Here is a 21,731-nt window from a genome sequence, read left to right on the forward strand (position 1 = left end):
TTGAAGATATTATAGCATGTTTGCTCACAGAATCAAGTAATTTAACTCAAAAAATGTAATGAAATCAAGACATATTTTCAGCTTGTTAAAGCAATTAGCTTAGACAAAAAATGGAGTTTCAATTAAAATGGAAGCAGTGGAAAAAAGGAGGGATGTTTTCGATGTTTGAAAATCCATTTGAAGAAAAAATTCAACAGCTGAAGGTCGGAGAGATCGTTGAAATTGTTGTTGAAAAAAATGATTTCGACCTTTTCAGGGAAGCGTGGAAGATTCTTCCTGATCGAACAAGAATCGTAGGTGAAGCGGGACTGAATGGAAGAATTATTTACCGATTAACAGATTAATTGAAAAGGTTTCCGCAATTCCTTAAAAAATCGGCAAAAACAGTTGTAACAAGGTAAAAAAAATGGTAATCTTAAAAATTGAAAGGGTTGTTTCCAGACAGTGATTCTATCACTGGAGCCCCCTAACATTAAAATATTTTACTTACGAAGGAGACCGATTCATATGGAAAAGAAAGATTTTCACGTTGTAGCAGAAACAGGGATTCATGCTCGTCCAGCTACATTATTAGTACAAACTGCAAGTAAATTCAACTCTGATATTAATTTAGAGTACAAAGGTAAATCAGTTAACCTTAAATCAATCATGGGTGTTATGTCTCTTGGTGTTGGTCAGGGCTCTGATGTTACAATTTCTGTAGATGGTGTTGACGAAGCAGAAGCAATGGCTGCTATTGTTGATACTATGAAAAAAGAAGGATTGTCAGAATAATGTCTGAGATGTTAAAGGGGATTGCCGCAAGTGATGGTGTTGCAATTGCTAAGGCCTATCTTCTTGTTCAACCAGACTTGTCATTTAAAAAGGTATCTGTAGAGGATACTGCAGCAGAAGAAAAACGTTTGGATGATGCTTTGGCAGAGTCTGCAACGGAACTTCAAGCTATCAGAGAAAAGGCAGCAAAAAGTCTTGGTGAAGAAGAAGCACAGGTTTTTGATGCACACTTAATGGTTTTAGCTGATCCGGAAATGATTGGACAGATTAAACAAAATATTCAAGACAACACAGTAAATGCTGAAGCAGCTTTAAAAGAAGTTACTGATATGTATATCGGTATGTTCGAAGCAATGGATGACAATGCATACATGCAGGAACGTGCTGCGGATATTCGTGACGTAGCTAAACGTGTGCTGGCGCATTTGCTGAACGTAACATTGCCGAATCCTTCAATGATTAACGAAGAAGTAATCGTTGTTGCGCATGATTTAACTCCAAGTGATACAGCTCAGCTGGATAGAACGTATGTAAAAGCTTTTGTTACTGATATTGGCGGACGTACTTCTCACTCAGCGATTATGGCTCGCTCACTTGAAATTCCTGCAATTGTAGGAACAATGGAAATCACCGGCAAAGTAAAAGCAGGAGATATTCTGGCAGTTAACGGTATTGACGGAGATGTGATTATTCACCCTTCTGATGCTGAAAAAGCTGACTTTGAAGCAAAAGGAAAGGCATATGCTGATCTGAAAGCTGAATGGGAAAAGCTGAAAAATACAAAAACTGAAACTGCTGACGGCAAACATTTTGAATTGGCTGCCAACATTGGAACACCAAAAGATTTAGATGGTGTTCATAAGAACGGCGGAGAAGCTGTTGGTTTATACCGTACAGAATTTCTATATATGGATTCTCCTGATTTTCCAACTGAGGAAGATCAGTATGTAGCATATAAAGCGGTTCTAGAAGGAATGGAAGGCAAACCGGTTGTTGTCCGTACAATGGATATCGGTGGAGACAAGGAACTTCCTTATCTTAAATTGCCTCATGAAATGAATCCGTTTCTAGGCTATCGGGCATTACGAATCAGCTTGTCAGAACAGGGAGATGAGATGTTCCGCACACAGATGCGTGCATTGCTTCGTGCTTCTATTCATGGCAATCTGCGTATCATGTTCCCAATGGTCGCTACTCTGAAAGAATTCAGAGCTGCTAAAAAGATCTTTGAAGAAGAAAAACAAAAATTAGTAAGTGAAGGAATCGAAGTGTCTGATACTATTCAAGTAGGTATCATGATTGAAATTCCAGCAGCAGCAGTAATTGCAGACAAATTTGCTAAAGAAGTTGACTTCTTCAGTATTGGGACAAATGATTTGATCCAGTATACAATGGCCGCTGACCGTATGAACGAACGTGTTTCATACTTATACCAACCATACAACCCGTCTATTTTGCGTTTGATTAAAAACGTTATTGATTCAGCTCATGCTGAAGGTAAGTGGGCAGGTATGTGCGGAGAGATGGCTGGAGATCAAACAGCAGTACCTCTTTTAGTAGGTATGGGTCTGGATGAGTTCTCAATGAGTGCTACATCTATTCTTAAAACACGTAGTTTAATGAAACGTCTTGATACTGGTAAAATGGCTGAGCTTGCGGATCGTGCATTAAATGAGTGCGATACAATGGAAGAAGTTGTTGAGCTGGTAGAAGAGTTCACTAAATAAGCAAGCAGTACAGTCTTCGCTCGTGATTGCGGGTGAAGGCTTTTTTTGTTGAAAAATGAAAACAATGGGGAGGCAGGTATTGATAATTGAGTGAATGGAGCGGTCAGTTATCAGCTTTTTGGAGCTATACGTTTAAGCTGCCAGCATGCTGAAATAAAGAGCCCTAAAATGAAAAGGCTTGAGGCTAAGAAAAAAGGTTCCAGCAGGCAGAACGAACAGATGGTTTCAGGAAATTTGTCAGTAAAATCATATTGTGCTTAAATAGAGTTGCAGGGCTGAGGGAGGAAGAAAAATGTCGTTAAATTATAAAGCGATCGAACAGGCAGTTAACGAAGAAACGGATACTGGAGGATTTCCACAGCTGATTAGAGTATTCAAAGCATTAAATGTTAACAAATATGAGTATTTTGTTGCAGAAGGACTGTATCGGTATCATGATGCACATTCATTTGTTGATATGAAAATGAATGGGGTTCCGAAAATTGTAGAAAAAGAAACAAGCTTCAACGGAATCACAGAAGCGGTTAAGCAAGCTCAGGCTGGGGTGATAAATTTTGAGCAGTTTTGTGAACTTGCCGGGAAGTCCGGTATCAGTTATTGGGTCTCTGATCTGGAAGCAATGACGATTGCTTACTGTGACCTGTTTGGAACCATCATTTTAACTGAACCAATCCCGGAAGCAGAAAGTAACTGATAGTCAGCGTGAAAAGCCCCGTATCAGCTGTTGAAATTGTTGATTTGGCGGCTGAGCATTTGATTAATTGTATACTGCAGTTTCATTTTTACAGGAAAAATAATTATTTTTGACTGTTTCACCCTAAAATATTTACATTTTTCCAGTGATAGTGTACTATTTAAAGGTATGCATAACATAACTATGATGTATAAATAAATGTTATTCGGAGGGAATTTAATGTCTGCGAAATGGGAAAAAAAAGGCACAAATGATGGTGTCCTAACTTTTTCAATCGATAGCGAAACAATCGAAAAAGGGTTGAAAAAAGCATTCGATAAAGTAAAGAAAAATCTTAATGTTCCAGGTTTCCGTAAAGGAAAAGTATCTCGTCAGGTGTTTAACCGTATGTATGGTGAAGAAGCATTGTACGAAGATGCATTAAACGCTGTTTTACCTGAAGCTTATGAAGCAGCAGTTAAGGAAGCGGATATTGATCCGGTTTCTCAACCAAAAATTGATGTTGAAAGTATGAATAAAGGTGAAAACTGGGTAATTACAGCAGAAGTAACAGTGAAACCTGAAGTAAAACTTGGTGAGTATAAAAAACTGACTGTTGAAAAACAGGATCGTGAAGTAACAGAGGCAGATGTTGAAGAACGTCTGGCTCATGAACAGGCATCTCAAGCAGAGCTTGTAATTAAAGAAGACGAACCAGCTGAAACTGGTGATACTGTAGTTATCGATTTTGAAGGATTTAAAGCTGGTGAAGCATTTGATGGCGGAAAAGGAGAAAATTATTCTCTTGAGCTAGGTTCAAATTCTTTCATTCCAGGATTTGAAGATCAGTTAGTTGGTAAAAAAGCAGGAGAAGAGACAGAAGTAAACGTAACTTTCCCTGAAGATTATCAGGCTGAAGATCTTGCGGGGCAGGAAGCTGTCTTCAAAGTAAAAGTACATGAAGTGAAAGGTAAAGAACTGCCAGAGCTTGATGATGACTTTGCTAAAGATGTTGATGATTCAGTTGAAACATTAGCTGAATTAAAAGAAAAATATCGTACAGAGCTTACTAAATCAAAAAATGAAGCTGCTGAAGAAGCAAAAGACGAAGCTGCAATTCGTTTAGCTGTTGAAAATGCTGAGATCGTTGATCTTCCGCATGTAATGGTACATGATGAAGTTCACCGTTCAATGGATGAATTCCTGAACAACATGCAGCGTCAGGGAATTGCCCCAGATATGTATTACCAGTTAACAGGTACAACGGAAGCTGATCTTCATAAACAATTTGAAGGTGAAGCTGAAAATCGTACAAAAACAAATCTTGTGATTGAAGCGATTGCTGAAGCTGAAAAAATTGAAGCAACAAAAGAAGATATTGAGGCTGAAATCAAAGATTTGGCTGAACAATATAATATGCCGGAAGATCAGGTTCGTCGCGTGTTGACTGAGGACATGCTGAAACATGATATCCGCATGAAAAAAGCTGTAGAAGTTGTTACTGAAACAGCAGTAGAAAAATAATTTTATAATACGAAACGGGGTCGGTGATAAATTTATCTGACCCCGTTTTTTTGTCAACCTCTAAATTCTGTGAAGTATCAAAAATGGTATAATTAATTTGCGTATGCTATAGTTTAAACGTATAGATTTTCGGTTATTATGGAAAAGTTTTATTTTAAGCAGCAATTGATTATGCTAAAAGAGGTCAAGACTCTTTTTCTACAAATAAATCGATTCTTCCGCTTGCTAATAAAGCAGCGGGCTGTTCAGTTATCAATGTGAATCGGATTGTGATAGAGGTGGATGAAATGAGAAAAACTGAAAAAATATATATGTTGTCGCACTTAAGCAGCAATTCAAAAGATGAACTGATAGAACTGCTGAAGGACTGGGTCAGTTTTGTCAGGATTTTAACTGATCCTGAAATATTTCGGATAAACGATGGAGAAACGGAAGCTTTTAATTTGTTTAGAATAAAAGAAGCATTTGAGCAGCTGACTCCAGAAAGTAATCTTTGGTTGAAGATCCGAGCAGCTGGAGGCGAGTTTCAAGTACATATCTCAGGATTGACGATTGTGGAGAGAAACATTTTCGATGCCAGTATCTTTTCAGCTTATCACAAAATGGTTGAAAATTACTGTGATCTGAGAATGGAAAAAAATGGGACTTACGGGTATATTCGATCACTGGATGAATATTTGTATAATAATGTGGAAAGACTGGATAAACGAGATTTTCAAAGCCAAGATGAATTGGAAAAACTGCCGAAGCGTTACAATTACAACAAGGAAATTGTCGTTGATTGTAATCTTTTTTCGGGCTATGATATTTATTATAAAGGGTTATGTATGACCTCATGCTGGAAAATGTATTATTCCAATCTATATTTTCAGATTATTCCAAGACAGATTTTCCTGGAAGTACAGCAGGTACAGACCATTGAAGAGCTGCAAAATGATATGGTGAAAATTTCTTTGTATCTAGATCCTTTTAAATGGGAAGCTGAAGTCAATCAGAAATATCAGTGCTTTTTTAGAGAACAGATAGGCTTTGATCAGCTGGTGTGGACCAACGGAGTAGGCGTATTGCGGCCGCCATTAATAGAATTTGCATTCATTGATCAGGCAGTACAGACTGTTCAGTATCAAAACGATCAGCTTCAACCAGTTGAAAAAAAGAAAGCAACTTATTTTGTGACTCGCAGCAGTGATTATATTAGAAAGGAATATTCAGAAAATCGAACAAGAGGAATTTTAAATGTACAGGCGTATTTTCCATGGATTGACCATGAGGGAAAAAAAATGATGAATTATCGCGTCTTAAATCCGGAACTGACTCTTGACGAAGGGCTCTCTGCTTATGAATTTTATATTCGTCAATATCTTGAAATAGATATCATGGATGAAAGATATGAATCATACATTGCAGTGCTGCGCTTCTATTTACCGGATCAGTTTCTGAAGGAGCTTCCTTTGGAGCCTCTGTATGAAAAACTCTATGATGTAACTATCAGTAATTTAAATCAGGAGAAGGAAGTGACTTATTTTGATTTAGACAAAGCAAAAAATCATTTAAGAGTGGCTTTTCTGAGTAATACTCAGCTTGAAGCAAAGAACTTGAAAATGGCAGTAGAAGAAGAATAAAATGCAAACAGGCTGTAAGGGCATTAAAAAAGCTGCCGGGAAATTGATTCCCGGCAGCTTTTTTATAAATTTAAGCTTTCACTTCAATAACAGATTTCTTTAATGAGCCGACCACAATCGCTGAGACAAGAGCACCCACTGCGATAAACAGCAAGTACATGATTGGATTGTTTAGCAGCAATGCAACGAAAATACCGCCGTGAGGAGCCAAGAGACGAATACCCATTCCGCCGACCAAGGCACCTGTCAATGCAGAGCCGACAATAAATCCGGGAATCACCCGAAGCGGATCGGCTGCAGCAAACGGAATTGCTCCTTCTGTTACAAAAGACAGTCCCATAATCAGATTGGTCAGTCCTGCATCTTTTTGATCTTGTGTAAACTTGTTTTTGAATAATAAAGTAGCAATAAAGATAGCCAGCGGAGGAACCATTCCTCCTGCCATTACAGCTGCCATAATCACACTGCCGCCTTCTGTTAAAGAAGTTGCAATGGAAGCAGTTCCGAAAACATAAGCGGCTTTATTAATTGGTCCGCCTAAGTCAACAGCCATCATGCCTGCCAGCAGGGCACCTAGTAAAGCTGCGTTTGTTCCGTCAAGCCCTAGCAGGAAACTGTTTAAACCATCATTGATTACTTTCATAGGAATATTAATAAGCAGCATTGCTGCCCCGGTAATCAATAAACCAAATACCGGATAAAACAGAATTGTTTTAATTCCATCTAGAGATTTCGGCAGATTTCGGAAAAGCTTTTTCAAAAGAACAATGACATAGCCTGCAAGGAAGCCACCAATAAGTGCGCCAAGGAAACCTGCTCCTCCAGTATTTGCTAAAGCTCCTGCAGCAAATCCAACAATTAATCCAGGTCGGTCGGCTATACTAGATGCAATAAAACCAGCTAATACAGGCAGCATAAAGCCGAAAGCCGCACTGCCTATCTGATTGAACCAGCTTGCTGCTTCGTTGTAGCTTCCCAAACTCGCCAACTGATCCTGTGGAACACCTAAAAACTGGTCAATCATAAATGAAAGAGCAATAGCAATTCCGCCGCCAATGACGAAAGGAAGCATATGAGAAACACCATTCATCAAATCCTTATAAATTCTTGAACCAACGGAGCCTTCAGCAGCATCGTCTTCAGCAGAATGAGAGCCATCATTTTTTCCGTGGAAAACAGGGGCATTGCCGCTTACTGCCAAATCTATAAGTTCTTCTGGCTTGCGAATTCCATCACTGACGGGTCGGTTTACCAGATTTTTTCCATTAAAACGATTCATTTCCACTTTTTTATCTGCCGCAACGATAACTCCGTCAGCACGGGCAATTTCTTCAGCAGTCAGCTTGTTTTTAATTCCTTCTGAGCCATTTGTCTCTACCTTGATTTCAATACCCATTTCTTTAGCTTTCTTCTTGAGTGCATCTTCGGCCATATAAGTATGGGCAATACCAGTAGGGCAGGCAGTGACTGCTACGATAAATTTTTCTCCAGCTTTTGGGGAAGCCTGCAATGCTTGTTCCTGCTGTTCTGCTTCTCGTCTTTTTTGTTCTGCAGACTGAAACAGTTCCTGAACTTGTTCTGGTGTTTTCGCATTTTTCAATTGTGCAACAAAATCGGGATTAACCAGTAATTTGGAAAGAGCCGCCAATGCTTGAAGATGGGTATCGTTTGCACCTTCAGGAGCCGCAATCATAAAGAACAAGTAAACAGGCTGTCCGTCCAGAGATTCATAGTCAATGCCTTTCCTGCTTTTTGCAAACAAAACGGTAGCCTCTTTAACCGCATTATTTTTGGCATGAGGCATAGCAATTCCATCGCCCAATCCAGTTGAAGTTTGCGCTTCTCGTGCTAATATCCCCTCTTTGTATGTTTGGATATCGGAGATACGACCGCCGGCATACATTTTAGCAACCATTTCATCAATGGCTTCTTGTTTGTCTGTTGCTTGTAAATCCATAATCATGACGTCTTTGATAAGTAAATCTTTGATGTCCATAATGTTGTTCCTCCCTTTACATTTTTTTTATTTTAACTTCGTTAACCAGTTTATTGATAAGCTCAGCAGCTGCCAGATCATCTGAAAAAGCAGTAGCACTTCCGCAGGCAACTCCCCATTTGAATGCTTCAATTGGATCATTGGTTTCTGAAAATTTTCCGACGAATCCGGCAATCATTGAATCGCCTGCACCTACAGAATTTTTTAATGGATAGTTTAATACATTGGATTGATAAACAGCTTCTTTTGTGAAGAGGAGAGCACCATCACCGGCCATTGATACAATAGCGTATTTTGCACCTTCTTTTAAAAGTTGCTGACCGTATGGCAATATGTCTGATACACTCGTAAAAGATGTCTGATAAAGTTCAGCCAGTTCATGATTGTTAGGCTTAACCACTAAAGGTTGCTTACCTAGAGCGATCTTTAAATCCTCTCCGGTAGTATCAATTACAAATTCAGCACCACTTGAAGTAACCAGCTCTATCAGCTCTTTATAAAAGCCGACAGGAAGACTTGGCGGAGTGCTCCCTGAGAGGATGACAATGTCACCGGGAGAAAGGACTGAAAATTGTGCTTTTAATTGCTTTGCTTCTTCATCAGATATTACTGGACCAGTACCATTTATTTCAGTTTCCTGATCAGATTTCAGCTTAATATTGATACGCGTATCGTCCTTCACTCCAGTAAAGCTTGTTTTGATCTTTTCTGAGGAAAGCCAATCTGAAATAAAGGTTCCAGTAAATCCTCCGATAAATCCCATTGCAGTAGATTCAATGGACATTCTTTTCAAAACTCTGGAAACATTGATCCCTTTTCCTCCGGGAAGCTTTATATCAGTTTGCATTCGATTCAACCCGCCGATTTCCAGATGGTTGACGTGGACAATATAATCGATGGAAGGATTAAGAGTTACTGTATAAATCATTTTGAAACCTCCTTAACTGTTGTTTTTTCCTGAAACTCTTTCAACAGATCTTCCGGACAATAATCTGTCAGTAAAATTACACCATCTAAATCAGCTACTTTGGTAAACGTAATTTTGTTTAGCTTACTTTGATCTGCTAAAATAAATGCTCGATCTGCATGCTGGATTGCCAGTCTTTTTAAAGCTGCTTCTTCGGGGTCAGGGGTAGTTAAGCCAAATTCAGGATGTACACCATTCATTCCCATGAAAGCTTTATTAAATCTGAATTGCTGCAGCTGCTCCATGCCGGATGCCCCGATAATCGCTTTAGTTGAAAGCTTTAATGTTCCGCCCAATATAATTGTGTTGATATTCAGATCAACCAGCTTGGCTGCATGATGCACCGAATTAGTGACAGCTGTGATCTTTTTTAGGGCTAAAAAAGGAATCATTTCCAGCGTTGTTGTCCCCGCATCAAGGTAAATAACATCTCCGTCAGCTACCTGATCAGCGGCAGTCTCTGCAATAAGTTGTTTGTTTTGAACGTTTTTGACTGATTTTTCAATCATTGACTGTTCAGTACCTAAATCATTTTTTATTTTGGCGCCGCCATGAATTCTTTCCAGAAGTCCTGCTTTTTCAAGGTCCTGCAGGTCCCTTCTAATAGTTGATTCTGAAGCGTTAAGGTAAGAAGTTAAATCTTGGGATTTTACAATTGACTGCTGCTCCAACAGCTCCTTTATTTTTTTATGACGTTCTTCTGTAAGCATTTCCATCCCTCATTTCACTGCTATATTATCATGCTGAATAATAAAAATCAATCAAAAACAGTCAAAAACATCTAAAAACATCTAAATGTATCTGTATTTAACCAAAAAATTGAATTTTAGCAGCAGAAATTTGGGATAAAACAGTTCATTTTCTATTTTAATATTAAAGAAACAACTGGTTTTAGAAGAATAATCAATTCTTGAAGCTGCTGCAGAATAAATTGTTAAAATCAACAGGTCTTTTTAAAGAATTTCCCCCATTTATTTGGTATAATAGTAAGGATTGAAATTTAAGGGAGGACGTTGAAAATGGCTCCAAAAAACGCCTTGATTCAAGGGATGAATCCTAAACAGAAAGAAGCTGTTTTACATACAGAGGGACCGCTTTTAGTTATGGCCGGTGCCGGCAGTGGAAAGACGCGGGTTTTAACTCATAGAATTGCTTACTTAATTGAAGAGAAGAATGTCAATCCATGGAATATTCTGGCAATTACATTTACCAATAAAGCAGCTAAAGAAATGAAAGAACGAGTGGCTCGATTGTTGGCGCATGGCGGTGAGGATGTCTGGATTTCGACTTTTCACTCAATGTGTGTAAGAATACTCCGCCGGGATGTGGACCAGATCGGCTACAATCGGAACTTTACAATTATAGACACCTCAGAGCAGCGGACTTTGATGAAACGAGTACTTGCCGAACTGAATATTGATGCAAAAAAATATGATCCAAGAACAATACTGGGAACCATCAGTAATGCAAAAAATGCATTGCAGACGCCTGAAAAAATGGCTGAGCTTCAGGGCAGTCAATATGAGGAAATTGCCGCCAAGTGTTACGCTAAATATCAGAAAGAGCTGAGAAACAATCAATGTATGGATTTTGACGATCTGATCATGAATACAATTCGCTTGTTTAATGAACAGCCGGATACACTGGGATATTATCAAAATAAGTTTCACTATATTCATGTAGACGAATATCAGGATACAAACCATGCACAATACATGCTTGTCAATATGCTGGCTGAACGCTTCCGAAATCTTTGTGTAGTAGGAGATGCAGATCAAAGTATCTATGGCTGGCGGGGAGCTGATATGCAGAATATTCTGGATTTTGAAACAGATTATTCTAATGCTTCAGTCATTTTACTGGAACAAAACTATCGTTCAACCAAAAAAATCTTATCTGCAGCCAATAATGTAATCGGCAATAATCGAAATAGGAAAGATAAAAGCCTTTGGACTGAGAATGATGACGGTGAAAAAATTGTCTATTACCGCGGAAACAGCGAACGTGAAGAGACACAGTTTGTTGTTCAGCAAATTCAAAAAGAAATGGCAGACAATGATCGAATCTATGGTGATTTTGCAGTTCTTTACAGAACAAACGCACAGTCGCGTGTAATGGAAGAGATGCTGCTGAAATCGAATATTCCTTATACGATGATTGGCGGGCACAAATTCTATGATCGGAAAGAGATCAAAGATATTCTGGGGTACTTGAACATTATCTCCAATCCTATGGATTCTTTGAGCTTTGAACGAATCGTCAATTCGCCGAAGCGCGGAATTGGAAAAACATCGGTCGATAAATTGAGAGGTTTTTCTGTCATGCATGGCTGGTCTATGCTGGAAGCGGCTCAGAATGTGGAGCTTGCCAATATTTCTGGTAAAGCAGGGAAAGAGCTGGGGGGATTTGGCTTGATGATTCAGGAGCTGACTCAAATGGTTCCTTATCTGACAATTACTGAGCTGGTCAAAGAAGTGCTGGATCGAAGCGGTTATAAAGATGATTTGGTTGCACAAAATAATTTGGAATCACAGACGAGGCTTGAAAACCTTGATGAATTTCTAAGTGTTACGCAGGAATTTGATAAACGCTATGCCCGTCAGAATGAAGAAGAAGCGGAAGCACCGGAAGAAAAGCTGGCTGTTTTCCTGAATGATTTGGCCTTGGTATCAGATCTTGATGATTTTGAAGAAAGTACTTCACAGGTAACTCTGATGACTTTACATGCAGCCAAAGGGCTGGAGTTCCCAGTAGTCTTCCTGATTGGTCTGGAGGAAGGGATATTTCCTCTCTCTCGTGCCATGCTTGAAGAACATGAACTGGAAGAAGAGCGCCGCCTTGCCTATGTTGGAATTACAAGAGCAGAAGAAGTGCTGTATATGACAAATGCTTTTTCTCGTACCTTATATGGAAAAACGCAGTACAATCGTCCAAGCCGTTTTCTGGAAGAAATTGAAGAAGAGCTGTTTAACAGACAGGGTGTTGATTTTTCATCGCAGCAAAGAACTGTTCAGCAGCGGGAACCAAGGATTTTTAAACCTGCTTATAGTCAGCCGACGCAAAAATCAGTTACAGATAAAATAGCCAGCGGTGGTGAAGCGATGGACTGGAAAGCAGGAGATAAAGTGAAACACAAAGCTTGGGGAACAGGGACGATCGTTAAGACCGGAGGCAATGGAAAAGATCTTGAGTTGGATATTGCATTTCCGGAAAAAGGGATTAAACGTCTGCTGGCTGCATTTGCGCCAATCGAAAAAATATAGGAGGAGAACACAGATGGGAACGGATCAACCATTGACCTTGGAACAGGCAGCAAAGCGTTCAAAGGAACTTAGAGAGCAGCTGATCAGCTATTCTCATGAATATTATGTGGAGGATCAGCCGACAGTAGAAGACCATGTATACGACAGACTGTATCAGGAGCTTGTGGATATTGAAACAGAATTTCCTGATCTGATCACATCTGATTCACCGACACAGCGCGTAGGCGGGAAAATATTGGAAGGGTTTGAGAAAGTAACCCATGATGTTCCAATGTACAGTTTGAATGATGGATTTTCAAAAGGAGATATCTATGCTTTTGATGAGCGGGTTCAAAAGCTGGCTGGTCAACAAGTCAGCTACTGCTGTGAATTAAAAATTGACGGTTTGGCTATCTCGCTGAAATATGTGGATGGTGACTTTGTTCAGGGAGCGACGCGTGGAGACGGAACCGTTGGAGAAAATATTACTGAAAATCTCAAGACGGTGAAATCTATTCCGCTTAAATTGAAGAAGCCTGTATCTATTGAGGTTCGCGGCGAGTGCTATATGCCGAAACAATCATTTGTCAATTTGAACAAGGAGCGGGAAGAAGCTGGCAAGGATGTTTTTGCCAATCCAAGGAATGCAGCAGCAGGCAGTCTTCGTCAGTTGGATTCGGCTATTACAGCAAAGCGTAATTTAAGTACATTTTTATATGCTGTGGCTGATTTTGGACCGATGGAGGCTGAAACACAGTTTGATGCTTTGGAAGAGCTGCCTGAGATAGGCTTGCGTACCAATCCTGAGAAAACACTGTGCAAGGATATTGATGAAGTATGGGCTTATATTGAAGCATATCATGAGAAGCGTGAAAAACTGCCCTATGAAATTGATGGAATAGTAATCAAAGTCAATGACTTTCATGTGCAGGATGAGCTGGGATTTACGGTGAAAGCACCACGCTGGGCAATTGCTTATAAGTTTCCTCCAGAAGAGGCTGAAACTGTGATTGAGAATATTGAATGGACAATCGGACGTACTGGAGTGGTGACTCCAACAGCTGTTATGACACCAGTCCGAGTTGCCGGAACGACAGTCAGCCGGGCAAGCCTTCACAATGTAGATTTTATCAATATGAAGGGTATTCGATTGAACGATCACGTGATTATTTATAAAGCCGGAGATATCATTCCAGAAGTTTCTCAGGTGCTGCTTGATAAGCGAGGGGAAGACAGCAAAGGATTTGAGGCACCAACACATTGTCCGGTCTGCAACAGTGAACTGGTTCATTTAGATGAAGAAGTTGCTTTACGTTGTATTAATCCTAAATGTCCCGCCCAGATTAAAGAAGGGCTTAGTCATTTTGTTTCCAGAAATGCAATGAACATTGACGGATTGGGGCCCAGAGTTTTAGAGCAGATGTTTGATAAAGAACTGGTTTCAGATGTAGCTGATCTGTATTTCCTGACAGAGGAACAGCTGATGACTCTGGATAAAATTAAAGAAAAATCTGCTCATAACATTTATACAGCGATTGCTGCAAGTAAGGAAAATTCGGTGGAGCGGCTGATCTTTGGTCTAGGGATTCGCCATGTCGGAGCTAAAGCAGCTAAAGTATTGGCTGAGTATTTTGGAGATCTTCGAACAATTTCGCAGGCGGACAAAGAGACCATTGTTGCTTTGGATTCTATCGGTGATATTATTGCAGACAGTCTGGTTACTTATTTTGAGAATGAAGAAGTGCATGAACTACTTGATGAGTTTGAAAAAGCCGGAGTGAATCTGACGTATAAAGGATTGCGTAGTGAACAGCTGGAAGATGTGGAATCTCCTTTTAAAGATAAAACCGTTGTGTTGACCGGGAAACTGGAAAAATACACTCGGGAAGCAGCCAAAGAGAAAATTGAAAGTCTCGGTGGAAAAGTAACCGGCAGCGTCTCGAAAAAAACAGATATTGTTGTGGCAGGAGAAGAAGCAGGCAGCAAGCTGACAAAAGCGCAGGACTTAGGTGTATCTGTCTGGACGGAAGATCAAATGGTGGAAGCACTTGAAAACAGCCATTTCTAGTTAAGTTTAATGTCAGGCTTGGCTAACATAGACGATGTATGTATTTGTTGTCCGTCTGGCATAGCTTAGGCGATTTTACTGAATATCAGCATTGAAACAGCTGATGATCCTTCCTTAGGCAAAAAACAATCTAAGGGACGGCTAGTTGAAACAAACAGAGTAGAGCTGGCTCCTTTTCGCCTTTATGTTTGAAGGTTTGAAAGAAAGATCAGAAAAACAGGAAATTTACAGTTTTTTCCATGATCTCTTTCAATCACCAGATATTTTTATGATAGAATAGAAAAAACTGTCTTTTTTGTTGCCTGAGAAATGTTGGGGTTTATAAAACTTCATCAAATTAGATTAGGCAGCTGTGAAGTGTCATCTTTTGTTTTTGCGGTAAAGAAAAAAGACATTGGTATTTTTTGAGGAAAGAAGGGTATTTATGGCAATCAGTGAAGAACAAGTAAAGCATGTGGCAAAATTGGCAAAACTGTCATTTTCTCCAGAGGAATTGACTGGATTTACAGATCAGTTGGGTAAAATCATTGATATGGTTGAACTGCTTGAAGAAGTGGATACAACTGGCGTTCCGTTTACATCCAACGTTGTGGAAACAGTAAATGTAATGAGAGACGATGTTTCAGAGCCTGGAACAAATAGAAAAGAATTAATGAGAAATGTACCGGAATCACAAGATGGATATATCAAAGTGCCGGCAATTATTGACAATGGGGAGGCTGGCGCATAATGGAGAAATTATATGATAAATCTGTTGCAGAGCTGCATAATCTTCTTGTTTCAAAAGAAATTACTGCAGCGGATCTTACAAAAGCAACATTTGACCGAATCAAGGAAACTGAAACAGATATTGATGCTTTTATTACTTTAAATGAAGAAAAAGCCGTGAATCTGGCTGAAGCAATTGATAAAAAAGGAATTACTGAATCAAATCCTTTAGCAGGAATTCCAATTGGGATTAAAGATAATATTGTTACAAAAGATATTCTGACAACGGCAGCTTCAAAGATTTTAAACAATTTTAACCCTATATATGATGCAACAGTGATGGATAAGGTTTATCAGGCTGATTTAATTCCAGTAGGCAAGCTGAATATGGATGAGTTTGCTATGGGTGGAAGTACAGAGAATTCCTACTTTAAGAAAACGAAAAATGCATGGGATTATTCTAAGGTACCAGGAGGTTCTTCCGGCGGTTCTGCAGCTGCGGTTGCAGCGGGTCAGGTTCCGGTTTCTCTTGGAAGTGATACCGGTGGAAGCATCAGACAACCGGCAGCATTCAATGGGATTGTAGGAATGAAGCCTACATATGGGCGAGTTTCACGATATGGTTTGATTGCTTTTTCTTCAAGTCTGGATCAAATCGGACCATTGACAAGAACAGTTGAGGATAATGCGCTTGTGTTAAATGCGATCAGCGGCTTTGATCCGAAAGATGGAACTTCTGCAGGAAATTCTGTTCCTGATTTTGCTGCAGGCTTAACTGGTGATATTAAGGGAATGAAGATTGCTTTACCTAAGGAATATCTGGGTGAAGGTGTAGCTCCTGATGTGCGCGAAGCAATCTTAAAGGCTGTAGAAACCTTTAAGAGCCTTGGTGCAACAATTGAAGAAGTCAGTCTTCCTCATTCTAAATATGGTGTTGCAGTTTACTATATCATCGCTTCTTCTGAAGCAAGTTCAAATCTGCAGCGTTTTGACGGTATTCGCTATGGTTATCGTTCAGAAAATATTCAAAATCTTGAAGATGTCTATGTAAATTCACGTACTGAAGGATTTGGTCTTGAAGTAAAACGCCGTATTATGCTTGGAACCTTTTCACTGAGTGCCGGCTACTATGATGCCCATTTCAAAAAAGCCGGACAGGTTCGTACGCTGATTAAACAAGACTTTGAAAAAGTCTTTGCTGAGTATGATTTGATTATCGGCCCTTCAGCACCAACAGCAGCCTATGGTATTGGGGAAAATATTAATGATCCGATTACGATGTATATGAATGATATTTTAACGATTCCTGTTAACTTGGCTGGATTGCCTGGGATGTCAATTCCAGCAGGATTTTCAGAAGGATTGCCTGTAGGTCTTCAGATTATCGGTAAAGCGTTTGATGAAGCAACAATGTATGAAGCAGCCTATGCTTTTGAACAAGCAACTGATTTTCATACAAAAAAACCAGTGATTTTAGGGGGAAATGATTAATGAATTTTGAAACAGTCATCGGTTTGGAAGTCCATGTGGAATTAAAAACAAACTCTAAAATCTTTTCACCGGCTCCAGCCCATTTTGGTGCAGAACCTAACAGTAATACAGCAGTGATTGACTGGGGCTATCCCGGTGTCCTTCCTGTTATGAATAAAACAGCTTTGGAATTTGGAATGAAAGCAGCCCTTGCGTTGAATTGCCAAATTTCAAAAGATACACATTTTGACCGTAAAAACTATTTTTATCCGGATAACCCCAAAGCCTACCAAATTTCTCAGTTTGATCAGCCGATTGGTCATGACGGCTGGATTGAAATTGAAGTAGAAGGTCAAAAGAAGACAATTCGTATTGAACGCGTCCATTTGGAAGAAGATGCTGGTAAAAATATCCATGGAACGGATGGATATTCTTATGTCGATTTAAACCGTCAGGGTACACCGTTGATCGAAATCGTGTCTGAGGCTGATATGCGTTCTCCGGAAGAAGCTTATGCATATTTGGAAGCTCTGCGCTCAATTATTCTCTTTACAGAAGTATCTGATGTGAAAATGGAAGAAGGATCAATGCGCTGTGATGCGAATATTTCTCTGCGCCCGTATGGACAGGAGGAATTTGGAACAAAAACAGAATTAAAAAACCTGAACTCTATGAGCTTTGTTAAAAAAGGTCTGGCTTTTGAAGAAAAACGTCAGGCAAAAGTTCTTCTTTCAGGAGGAGAAATCCAGCAGGAAACGCGCCGTTTTGATGAAACAACGAATAAAACATTATTGATGCGTGTTAAAGAAGGATCAAGCGATTATCGTTATTTCCCGGAACCGGATATTCCACGTTTTGCAATTGACGATGCATGGATTGAACAGGTAAGGAAAACACTTCCTGAATTACCGGCTTCACGTCGTCAACGATACAGCAGTGAGTTGGGCTTGCCGGAATATGATGCTATGGTTCTGACGCTGACAAAAGAAATGTCTGATTTCTTTGAAGCTGTATTGGCAGCCGGTGCAGATGCTAAGCAAGCATCAAACTGGTTAATGGGCGAAGTTTCTGCCTATTTAAACAGTGAAAAGATGGAACTGCTTGATACTAAGCTGACTCCGGAAAATCTTGCAGGTATGATCAAATTAATTGCAGATGGAACTATCAGTTCTAAAATTGCTAAAACAGTTTTTAAAGAATTGATTGAACATGGTGGAGATGCGAAAGAAGTTGTTGAAGCGAAAGGACTGGTTCAGCTATCTGATCCTGCACAGCTGCTTCCAATAATTAATGAAGTGTTGGACAATAATCAACAATCCGTTGATGACTTCAAAAATGGGAAAGACCGTGCTGTTGGATTCTTAGTTGGACAGATTATGAAAGCAACAAAAGGAAAGGCAAATCCCGGCGTTGTGAACAAGCTATTACAGGAAGAGTTAGCAAAACGATAGAAAGCAGCTGACAGGATATGAAAAAAGCAAGAGTTATCTATAATCCAACATCCGGAAAGGAACTGGTCAAAAAGAACTTGGCGGATATCCTCAATGTCTTAGAGGAATCTGGTTATGAAGCAAGTGCATATGCGACAACTCCGGAACAGGATTCTGCAAAAAATGAAGCAAAACGTGCAGCTTTACAGGGATTTGATTTGATTGTTGCCGCTGGGGGAGACGGTACGATTAATGAAGTGGTCAATGGCATTGCTCCTCTTGAAAATCGTCCGTTGATGGCTGTTATTCCGGCAGGAACGACAAATGACTATGCCCGAGCACTAAAGATTCCTAGAAACAATATTCTAGAAGCTGCAAAAGTGATTCAAAAAAATCAGACGGTGAAAATGGATATTGGTCAGGCTGCTGAAAATTATTTTATTAACATTGCTGCCGGCGGGCACTTGACTGAATTAACGTATGAGGTGCCTTCTGAACTGAAAAGTATTTTTGGCTATCTTGCATATTTGGTAAAGGGAGCAGAAATGCTGCCGAGAGTAAAGCCGATCAAAATGAGAATGACTTATGATGACGGTGTTTATGAAGGAAATGCCTCTATGTTCTTTTTAGGTCTGACTAATTCGGTAGGAGGCTTTGAACAGATCGCTCCTGATGCAAAACTGGACGACGGCAAGTTTTCATTAATTATTGTAAAAACAGCAAACATCTTTGAAATTGTTCATCTGGTGGCATTGATGCTGAATGGCGGAAAACATGTAGAAGATAATCGTCTGATTTATACGAAAACAAACTATCTCCATGCAGAGACACTGAATGCTGAAAACAGGATGCTCATTAACCTTGATGGTGAATACGGCGGAGAAGCACCTATGACCTTTAAGAATCTGCATCAGCATATCGAAATGTTTGCAAATATGGATGATATTCCTTCTGACGCTGTTATTGGAATTGTTGATGAAGATGAAGAAGATTATGAAGGGATTACCAGAGATTTTGTGAAGGAAGTTGAAAAGCTGACAGATCAGGATATCGATGGTGATGGAAAAATTGCCGGAGGAGAAAAAGTTAAAAAATAACCTTTGATTTTAGGAAGCATTATTATTATATGAAATATAAGCTGAAATTTAATGAAAATCGCCAGTCGACTGCCATGGTGCGGTCGTACTGCGCACTTTCAGAAGAAGTGCTGATTTTCTTGAATTTCAGCTTTTTTGTTCTGTTAGAAAGGGAGATAATATTGGGAATGCTCGAGCGGCAGGATAAAAAAATTGGTTTACGATTGAAGCTGTCGACCTTTAATACTGTAGAAAAGGTGGGCGATCGACAGTTAATAGAAACATTGCTAGCATTGACTTTTGAGTAATAACTACAGTAAAATGGAGAGGTCAAAGCGAGAAAGTTAGCTGATCGACAGAACAGGCGCTGAAAATCCTTATGTGGTAAGGGGAAAATAGGCACCCGTTTTAATCTAAACAGAATGAAATTTATAATTTTATTTGATCGTCTGTCCCATTTTCATTGTCTGGTTTTAATCTAAACAGAATGAAATTTATAATAACAAGCGAAGCACCGATAACAAGAGCAGCATTATCGTTTTAATCTAAACAGAATGAAATTTATAACCATTTACAATCAACTAGAACCACCCCGGCAAAAAGGTTTTAATCTAAACAGAATGAAATTTATAAAAGTCATGGTTATTTCTGAAACCATGTTTTTTTTTGAAATTCCCAATGTATCTTTGACCATACAATATTACTAGATCACTGCGTATTCTAATGCCCTATTTTACTTTCCTGTTTTAAACGAAACATGATTGCTTTTCCTGCTGATTTTCATTAGAATGGAACAAGTGAGAAGAGGAAGGAACGAATTATGAAAACACAACCAGTACAGAAGAACGAAACAATTGAAGTAGAAATTATTGATTTAACTCATGAAGGCTTAGGTGTCGGTAAAGTGGATGGTTATCCGCTTTTCATAGAAAACAGCCTTCCTGGAGAAAAGGTAAAAATTCTGGTTTTAAAGGCTGGAACTAAATTTGGCTATGGAAAAGTTCTGGAACGTCTGACGGACAGTCCTGATAGAGTCACGCTGACTGACGAAAGTCTTTTGAGAACAGGCATTGCTCCGCTTCAGCATATGACTTATGAAGCTCAGCTTCTATTTAAACAAAAACAAGTCGAAAAAGTTCTGGAAAAAATCAGTAAAATGCCGGATGTTCCTGTTTTGCCGACTGTTGGAATGGTTAATCCTGTGGGCTACCGGAATAAAGCTCAGATTCCAGTTAGAAAAGTTGCCGGTCAGATCGAAACAGGTTTTTACCGCAAAAACAGTCATGATTTGATTCCTATTAAAGATTTTCATATTCAAGATCCGGCAATTGATCAGGCTATTGTAGTCATTCGTGATATTCTGGCTCGCTTCAATGTGAAGATTTATGATGAGAAGGGACACGTTGGAAATCTGCGCCATATCATTATTCGTCGTGGTCATTACTCTCATCAAATGATGGTTGTATTGGTAACCAGAACAGGGAAGATATTTAAGCATGAACAAATTACAGAAGAAATTTTGAAGGAACTGCCTGAAGTTGTTTCGATTATTCAAAATATTAATCCAGATAAGACCAATGTTATTTTAGGAAAAGAATCCAAGCTGCTCTACGGTAAAGATCATATTGAAGATCAGCTGTTAGGAAAAACTTATCAAATTTCAGCCCCCTCTTTTTATCAGGTGAATACAGAACAGACAGAGTTTATGTATCAGACAGCAATGGATTTTGCGGGACTTTCAAAAGACGATATCATCATTGATGCCTATTGCGGAATTGGAACTATTGGATTGTCGATGGCAGATCGAGTGAACCATGTTTATGGAGTCGAAATTGTTAAAGAGGCAATTGATGATGCAAAAATAAACGCCTTCAACAACAGTATAGAGAATGTTACGTTTAAAACTGGCTCTGCTGAAAAAGTAATGCAGAAATGGAAAGAGTCCGGTATTGACCCAACTGTTTTAGTTGTTGATCCGCCTAGAAAAGGATTGACAGAGCCATTTATTGAAACAGCTATTGAGATGCAGCCGGAACGAATTATTTATATTTCATGTAATCCTGCAACCCTGGCAAGAGATTTGAAACTGTTTGCTTCAAACTATGAAGTGAAGAAAGTTCAGCCAATCGATCTGTTTCCTCAGACCCATCATGTGGAAAGTGTTACTTTGTTGCAAAGAAAATAATAATATATGTGAGAGACATTCCTTGAAAGCGGGATGTCTCTTTTTGTCGAAAATTAGCAGGATTATTAGCAGGTATTATTGAATAGAAAAAGCTGTATATGGAACGAGAGAATCTGCTTGCCAAATATAAATATATAAAATAAACGGGCTCATTGTCAACTAGTGTTGGTGAAAGAAATACAAGAGAATAAAGCCAAGCAGTTAGGTGGGCACCTACCTAGCTGCTTGTTTTTCATGCATTGATTCTGTTAATGAGGGTTCTTTTTAAC

Annotated in this window: 17 protein-coding genes; 14 read left to right on the plus strand and 3 right to left on the minus strand. The window is 39.3% G+C overall.

Annotation, left to right across the window (positions count from 1 at the left end; translation table 11 throughout):
* Nucleotides 1-161 precede the first annotated feature (161 nt).
* The 6 genes from LI951_RS09430 to LI951_RS09455 all read left to right on the plus strand — a co-directional run bounded on the left by LI951_RS09430 (nucleotide 162) and on the right by LI951_RS09455 (nucleotide 6,320).
* Nucleotides 162-344 (plus strand): hypothetical protein, encoded by a 183-nt coding sequence (locus LI951_RS09430; protein WP_202066916.1) that lies wholly within the window; start codon nucleotides 162-164, stop codon nucleotides 342-344.
* A gap of 163 nt (nucleotides 345-507) precedes the next feature.
* On the plus strand, nucleotides 508-774 hold the full coding sequence (locus LI951_RS09435) for a phosphocarrier protein HPr (protein ID WP_202066917.1): 267 nt from the start codon (nucleotides 508-510) through the stop codon (nucleotides 772-774).
* The gene (gene ptsP / locus LI951_RS09440; protein WP_229441958.1) at nucleotides 774-2,501 is read left to right on the plus strand and encodes a phosphoenolpyruvate--protein phosphotransferase; all 1,728 of its coding nucleotides are present in this window, start codon (nucleotides 774-776) and stop codon (nucleotides 2,499-2,501) included. The genes LI951_RS09435 and ptsP overlap by 1 nt, the downstream gene beginning before the upstream one ends.
* Before the next feature lie 292 nt (nucleotides 2,502-2,793).
* Nucleotides 2,794-3,195, plus strand: coding sequence for a DUF1398 family protein (locus LI951_RS09445; RefSeq protein ID WP_229441959.1), 402 nt, complete (start codon nucleotides 2,794-2,796; stop codon nucleotides 3,193-3,195).
* A 219-nt stretch (nucleotides 3,196-3,414) separates the two neighbouring features.
* Nucleotides 3,415-4,698 (plus strand): trigger factor, encoded by a 1,284-nt coding sequence (gene tig, locus LI951_RS09450; protein WP_202066920.1) that lies wholly within the window; start codon nucleotides 3,415-3,417, stop codon nucleotides 4,696-4,698.
* A 287-nt stretch (nucleotides 4,699-4,985) separates the two neighbouring features.
* The gene (locus LI951_RS09455; protein ID WP_229441960.1) at nucleotides 4,986-6,320 is read left to right on the plus strand and encodes a hypothetical protein; all 1,335 of its coding nucleotides are present in this window, start codon (nucleotides 4,986-4,988) and stop codon (nucleotides 6,318-6,320) included.
* A 70-nt stretch (nucleotides 6,321-6,390) separates the two neighbouring features.
* Here LI951_RS09455 and LI951_RS09460 read toward each other — a convergent pair whose 3' ends face one another.
* The 3 genes from LI951_RS09460 to LI951_RS09470 are packed head-to-tail and all read right to left on the minus strand — an operon-like array spanning nucleotide 6,391 to nucleotide 9,993.
* Nucleotides 6,391-8,316 (minus strand): PTS fructose transporter subunit IIABC, encoded by a 1,926-nt coding sequence (locus LI951_RS09460; RefSeq protein WP_229441961.1) that lies wholly within the window; start codon nucleotides 8,314-8,316, stop codon nucleotides 6,391-6,393.
* 16 nt (nucleotides 8,317-8,332) lie between these two features.
* The gene (gene pfkB / locus LI951_RS09465) at nucleotides 8,333-9,244 is read right to left on the minus strand and encodes a 1-phosphofructokinase (RefSeq protein ID WP_229441962.1); all 912 of its coding nucleotides are present in this window, start codon (nucleotides 9,242-9,244) and stop codon (nucleotides 8,333-8,335) included.
* Nucleotides 9,241-9,993, minus strand: coding sequence for a DeoR/GlpR family DNA-binding transcription regulator (locus LI951_RS09470; RefSeq protein ID WP_324254782.1), 753 nt, complete (start codon nucleotides 9,991-9,993; stop codon nucleotides 9,241-9,243). The genes pfkB and LI951_RS09470 overlap by 4 nt, the downstream gene beginning before the upstream one ends.
* A gap of 339 nt (nucleotides 9,994-10,332) precedes the next feature.
* Here LI951_RS09470 and pcrA point away from each other — a divergent pair, with 339 nt between their 5' ends.
* The 8 genes from pcrA (at nucleotide 10,333) to rlmD (ending at nucleotide 21,462) form a co-directional block, all read left to right on the plus strand.
* On the plus strand, nucleotides 10,333-12,546 hold the full coding sequence (gene pcrA, locus LI951_RS09475; RefSeq protein ID WP_420705925.1) for a DNA helicase PcrA: 2,214 nt from the start codon (nucleotides 10,333-10,335) through the stop codon (nucleotides 12,544-12,546).
* Between the two features lie 13 nt (nucleotides 12,547-12,559).
* Entirely contained in the window at nucleotides 12,560-14,593 is a 2,034-nt protein-coding gene (gene ligA, locus LI951_RS09480) for an NAD-dependent DNA ligase LigA (RefSeq protein WP_229441965.1), read from the plus strand.
* A gap of 424 nt (nucleotides 14,594-15,017) precedes the next feature.
* Nucleotides 15,018-15,323, plus strand: coding sequence for an Asp-tRNA(Asn)/Glu-tRNA(Gln) amidotransferase subunit GatC (gene gatC / locus LI951_RS09485; RefSeq protein ID WP_202066927.1), 306 nt, complete (start codon nucleotides 15,018-15,020; stop codon nucleotides 15,321-15,323).
* Nucleotides 15,323-16,792: an Asp-tRNA(Asn)/Glu-tRNA(Gln) amidotransferase subunit GatA gene (gene gatA, locus LI951_RS09490; protein WP_229441966.1), complete on the plus strand. Its 1,470-nt coding sequence runs from the start codon at nucleotides 15,323-15,325 to the stop codon at nucleotides 16,790-16,792. The genes gatC and gatA overlap by 1 nt, the downstream gene beginning before the upstream one ends.
* On the plus strand, nucleotides 16,792-18,222 hold the full coding sequence (gene gatB, locus LI951_RS09495; protein ID WP_202066929.1) for an Asp-tRNA(Asn)/Glu-tRNA(Gln) amidotransferase subunit GatB: 1,431 nt from the start codon (nucleotides 16,792-16,794) through the stop codon (nucleotides 18,220-18,222). Before gatA ends, gatB begins: the two co-directional genes overlap by 1 nt.
* A gap of 17 nt (nucleotides 18,223-18,239) precedes the next feature.
* Nucleotides 18,240-19,298, plus strand: coding sequence for a diacylglycerol kinase (locus LI951_RS09500; RefSeq protein ID WP_229441967.1), 1,059 nt, complete (start codon nucleotides 18,240-18,242; stop codon nucleotides 19,296-19,298).
* 29 nt (nucleotides 19,299-19,327) lie between these two features.
* Entirely contained in the window at nucleotides 19,328-19,585 is a 258-nt protein-coding gene (locus LI951_RS09505; protein WP_202066931.1) for a hypothetical protein, read from the plus strand.
* Between the two features lie 512 nt (nucleotides 19,586-20,097).
* Nucleotides 20,098-21,462, plus strand: a complete 1,365-nt coding sequence (gene rlmD / locus LI951_RS09510) for a 23S rRNA (uracil(1939)-C(5))-methyltransferase RlmD (protein ID WP_267491713.1) — start codon at nucleotides 20,098-20,100, stop codon at nucleotides 21,460-21,462.
* Nucleotides 21,463-21,731 lie beyond the last annotated feature (269 nt).

The organism is Enterococcus sp. BWT-B8 (genome assembly GCF_020567625.1).
Taxonomy (GTDB): domain Bacteria; phylum Bacillota; class Bacilli; order Lactobacillales; family Enterococcaceae; genus Enterococcus_L.

Excerpts from the sequence above, each read along its gene's own strand:
- LI951_RS09460 (WP_229441961.1), bottom strand. The coding sequence starts at position 8,316 with ATGGACATCAAAGATTTACTTATCAAAGACGTCATGATTATGGATTTA.
- ligA (WP_229441965.1), top strand. The coding sequence starts at position 12,560 with ATGGGAACGGATCAACCATTGACCTTGGAACAGGCAGCAAAGCGTTCA.
- gatA (WP_229441966.1), top strand. The coding sequence starts at position 15,323 with ATGGAGAAATTATATGATAAATCTGTTGCAGAGCTGCATAATCTTCTT.
- LI951_RS09445 (WP_229441959.1), top strand. The coding sequence starts at position 2,794 with ATGTCGTTAAATTATAAAGCGATCGAACAGGCAGTTAACGAAGAAACG.
- gatC (WP_202066927.1), top strand. The coding sequence starts at position 15,018 with ATGGCAATCAGTGAAGAACAAGTAAAGCATGTGGCAAAATTGGCAAAA.
- pfkB (WP_229441962.1), bottom strand. The coding sequence starts at position 9,244 with ATGATTTATACAGTAACTCTTAATCCTTCCATCGATTATATTGTCCAC.
- pcrA (WP_420705925.1), top strand. The coding sequence starts at position 10,333 with ATGAATCCTAAACAGAAAGAAGCTGTTTTACATACAGAGGGACCGCTT.
- LI951_RS09430 (WP_202066916.1), top strand. The coding sequence starts at position 162 with ATGTTTGAAAATCCATTTGAAGAAAAAATTCAACAGCTGAAGGTCGGA.
- tig (WP_202066920.1), top strand. The coding sequence starts at position 3,415 with ATGTCTGCGAAATGGGAAAAAAAAGGCACAAATGATGGTGTCCTAACT.
- LI951_RS09470 (WP_324254782.1), bottom strand. The coding sequence starts at position 9,993 with ATGCTTACAGAAGAACGTCATAAAAAAATAAAGGAGCTGTTGGAGCAG.
- LI951_RS09505 (WP_202066931.1), top strand. The coding sequence starts at position 19,328 with ATGAAATATAAGCTGAAATTTAATGAAAATCGCCAGTCGACTGCCATG.
- LI951_RS09500 (WP_229441967.1), top strand. The coding sequence starts at position 18,240 with ATGAAAAAAGCAAGAGTTATCTATAATCCAACATCCGGAAAGGAACTG.
- LI951_RS09435 (WP_202066917.1), top strand. The coding sequence starts at position 508 with ATGGAAAAGAAAGATTTTCACGTTGTAGCAGAAACAGGGATTCATGCT.
- ptsP (WP_229441958.1), top strand. The coding sequence starts at position 774 with ATGTCTGAGATGTTAAAGGGGATTGCCGCAAGTGATGGTGTTGCAATT.
- LI951_RS09455 (WP_229441960.1), top strand. The coding sequence starts at position 4,986 with ATGAGAAAAACTGAAAAAATATATATGTTGTCGCACTTAAGCAGCAAT.
- rlmD (WP_267491713.1), top strand. The coding sequence starts at position 20,098 with ATGAAAACACAACCAGTACAGAAGAACGAAACAATTGAAGTAGAAATT.
- gatB (WP_202066929.1), top strand. The coding sequence starts at position 16,792 with ATGAATTTTGAAACAGTCATCGGTTTGGAAGTCCATGTGGAATTAAAA.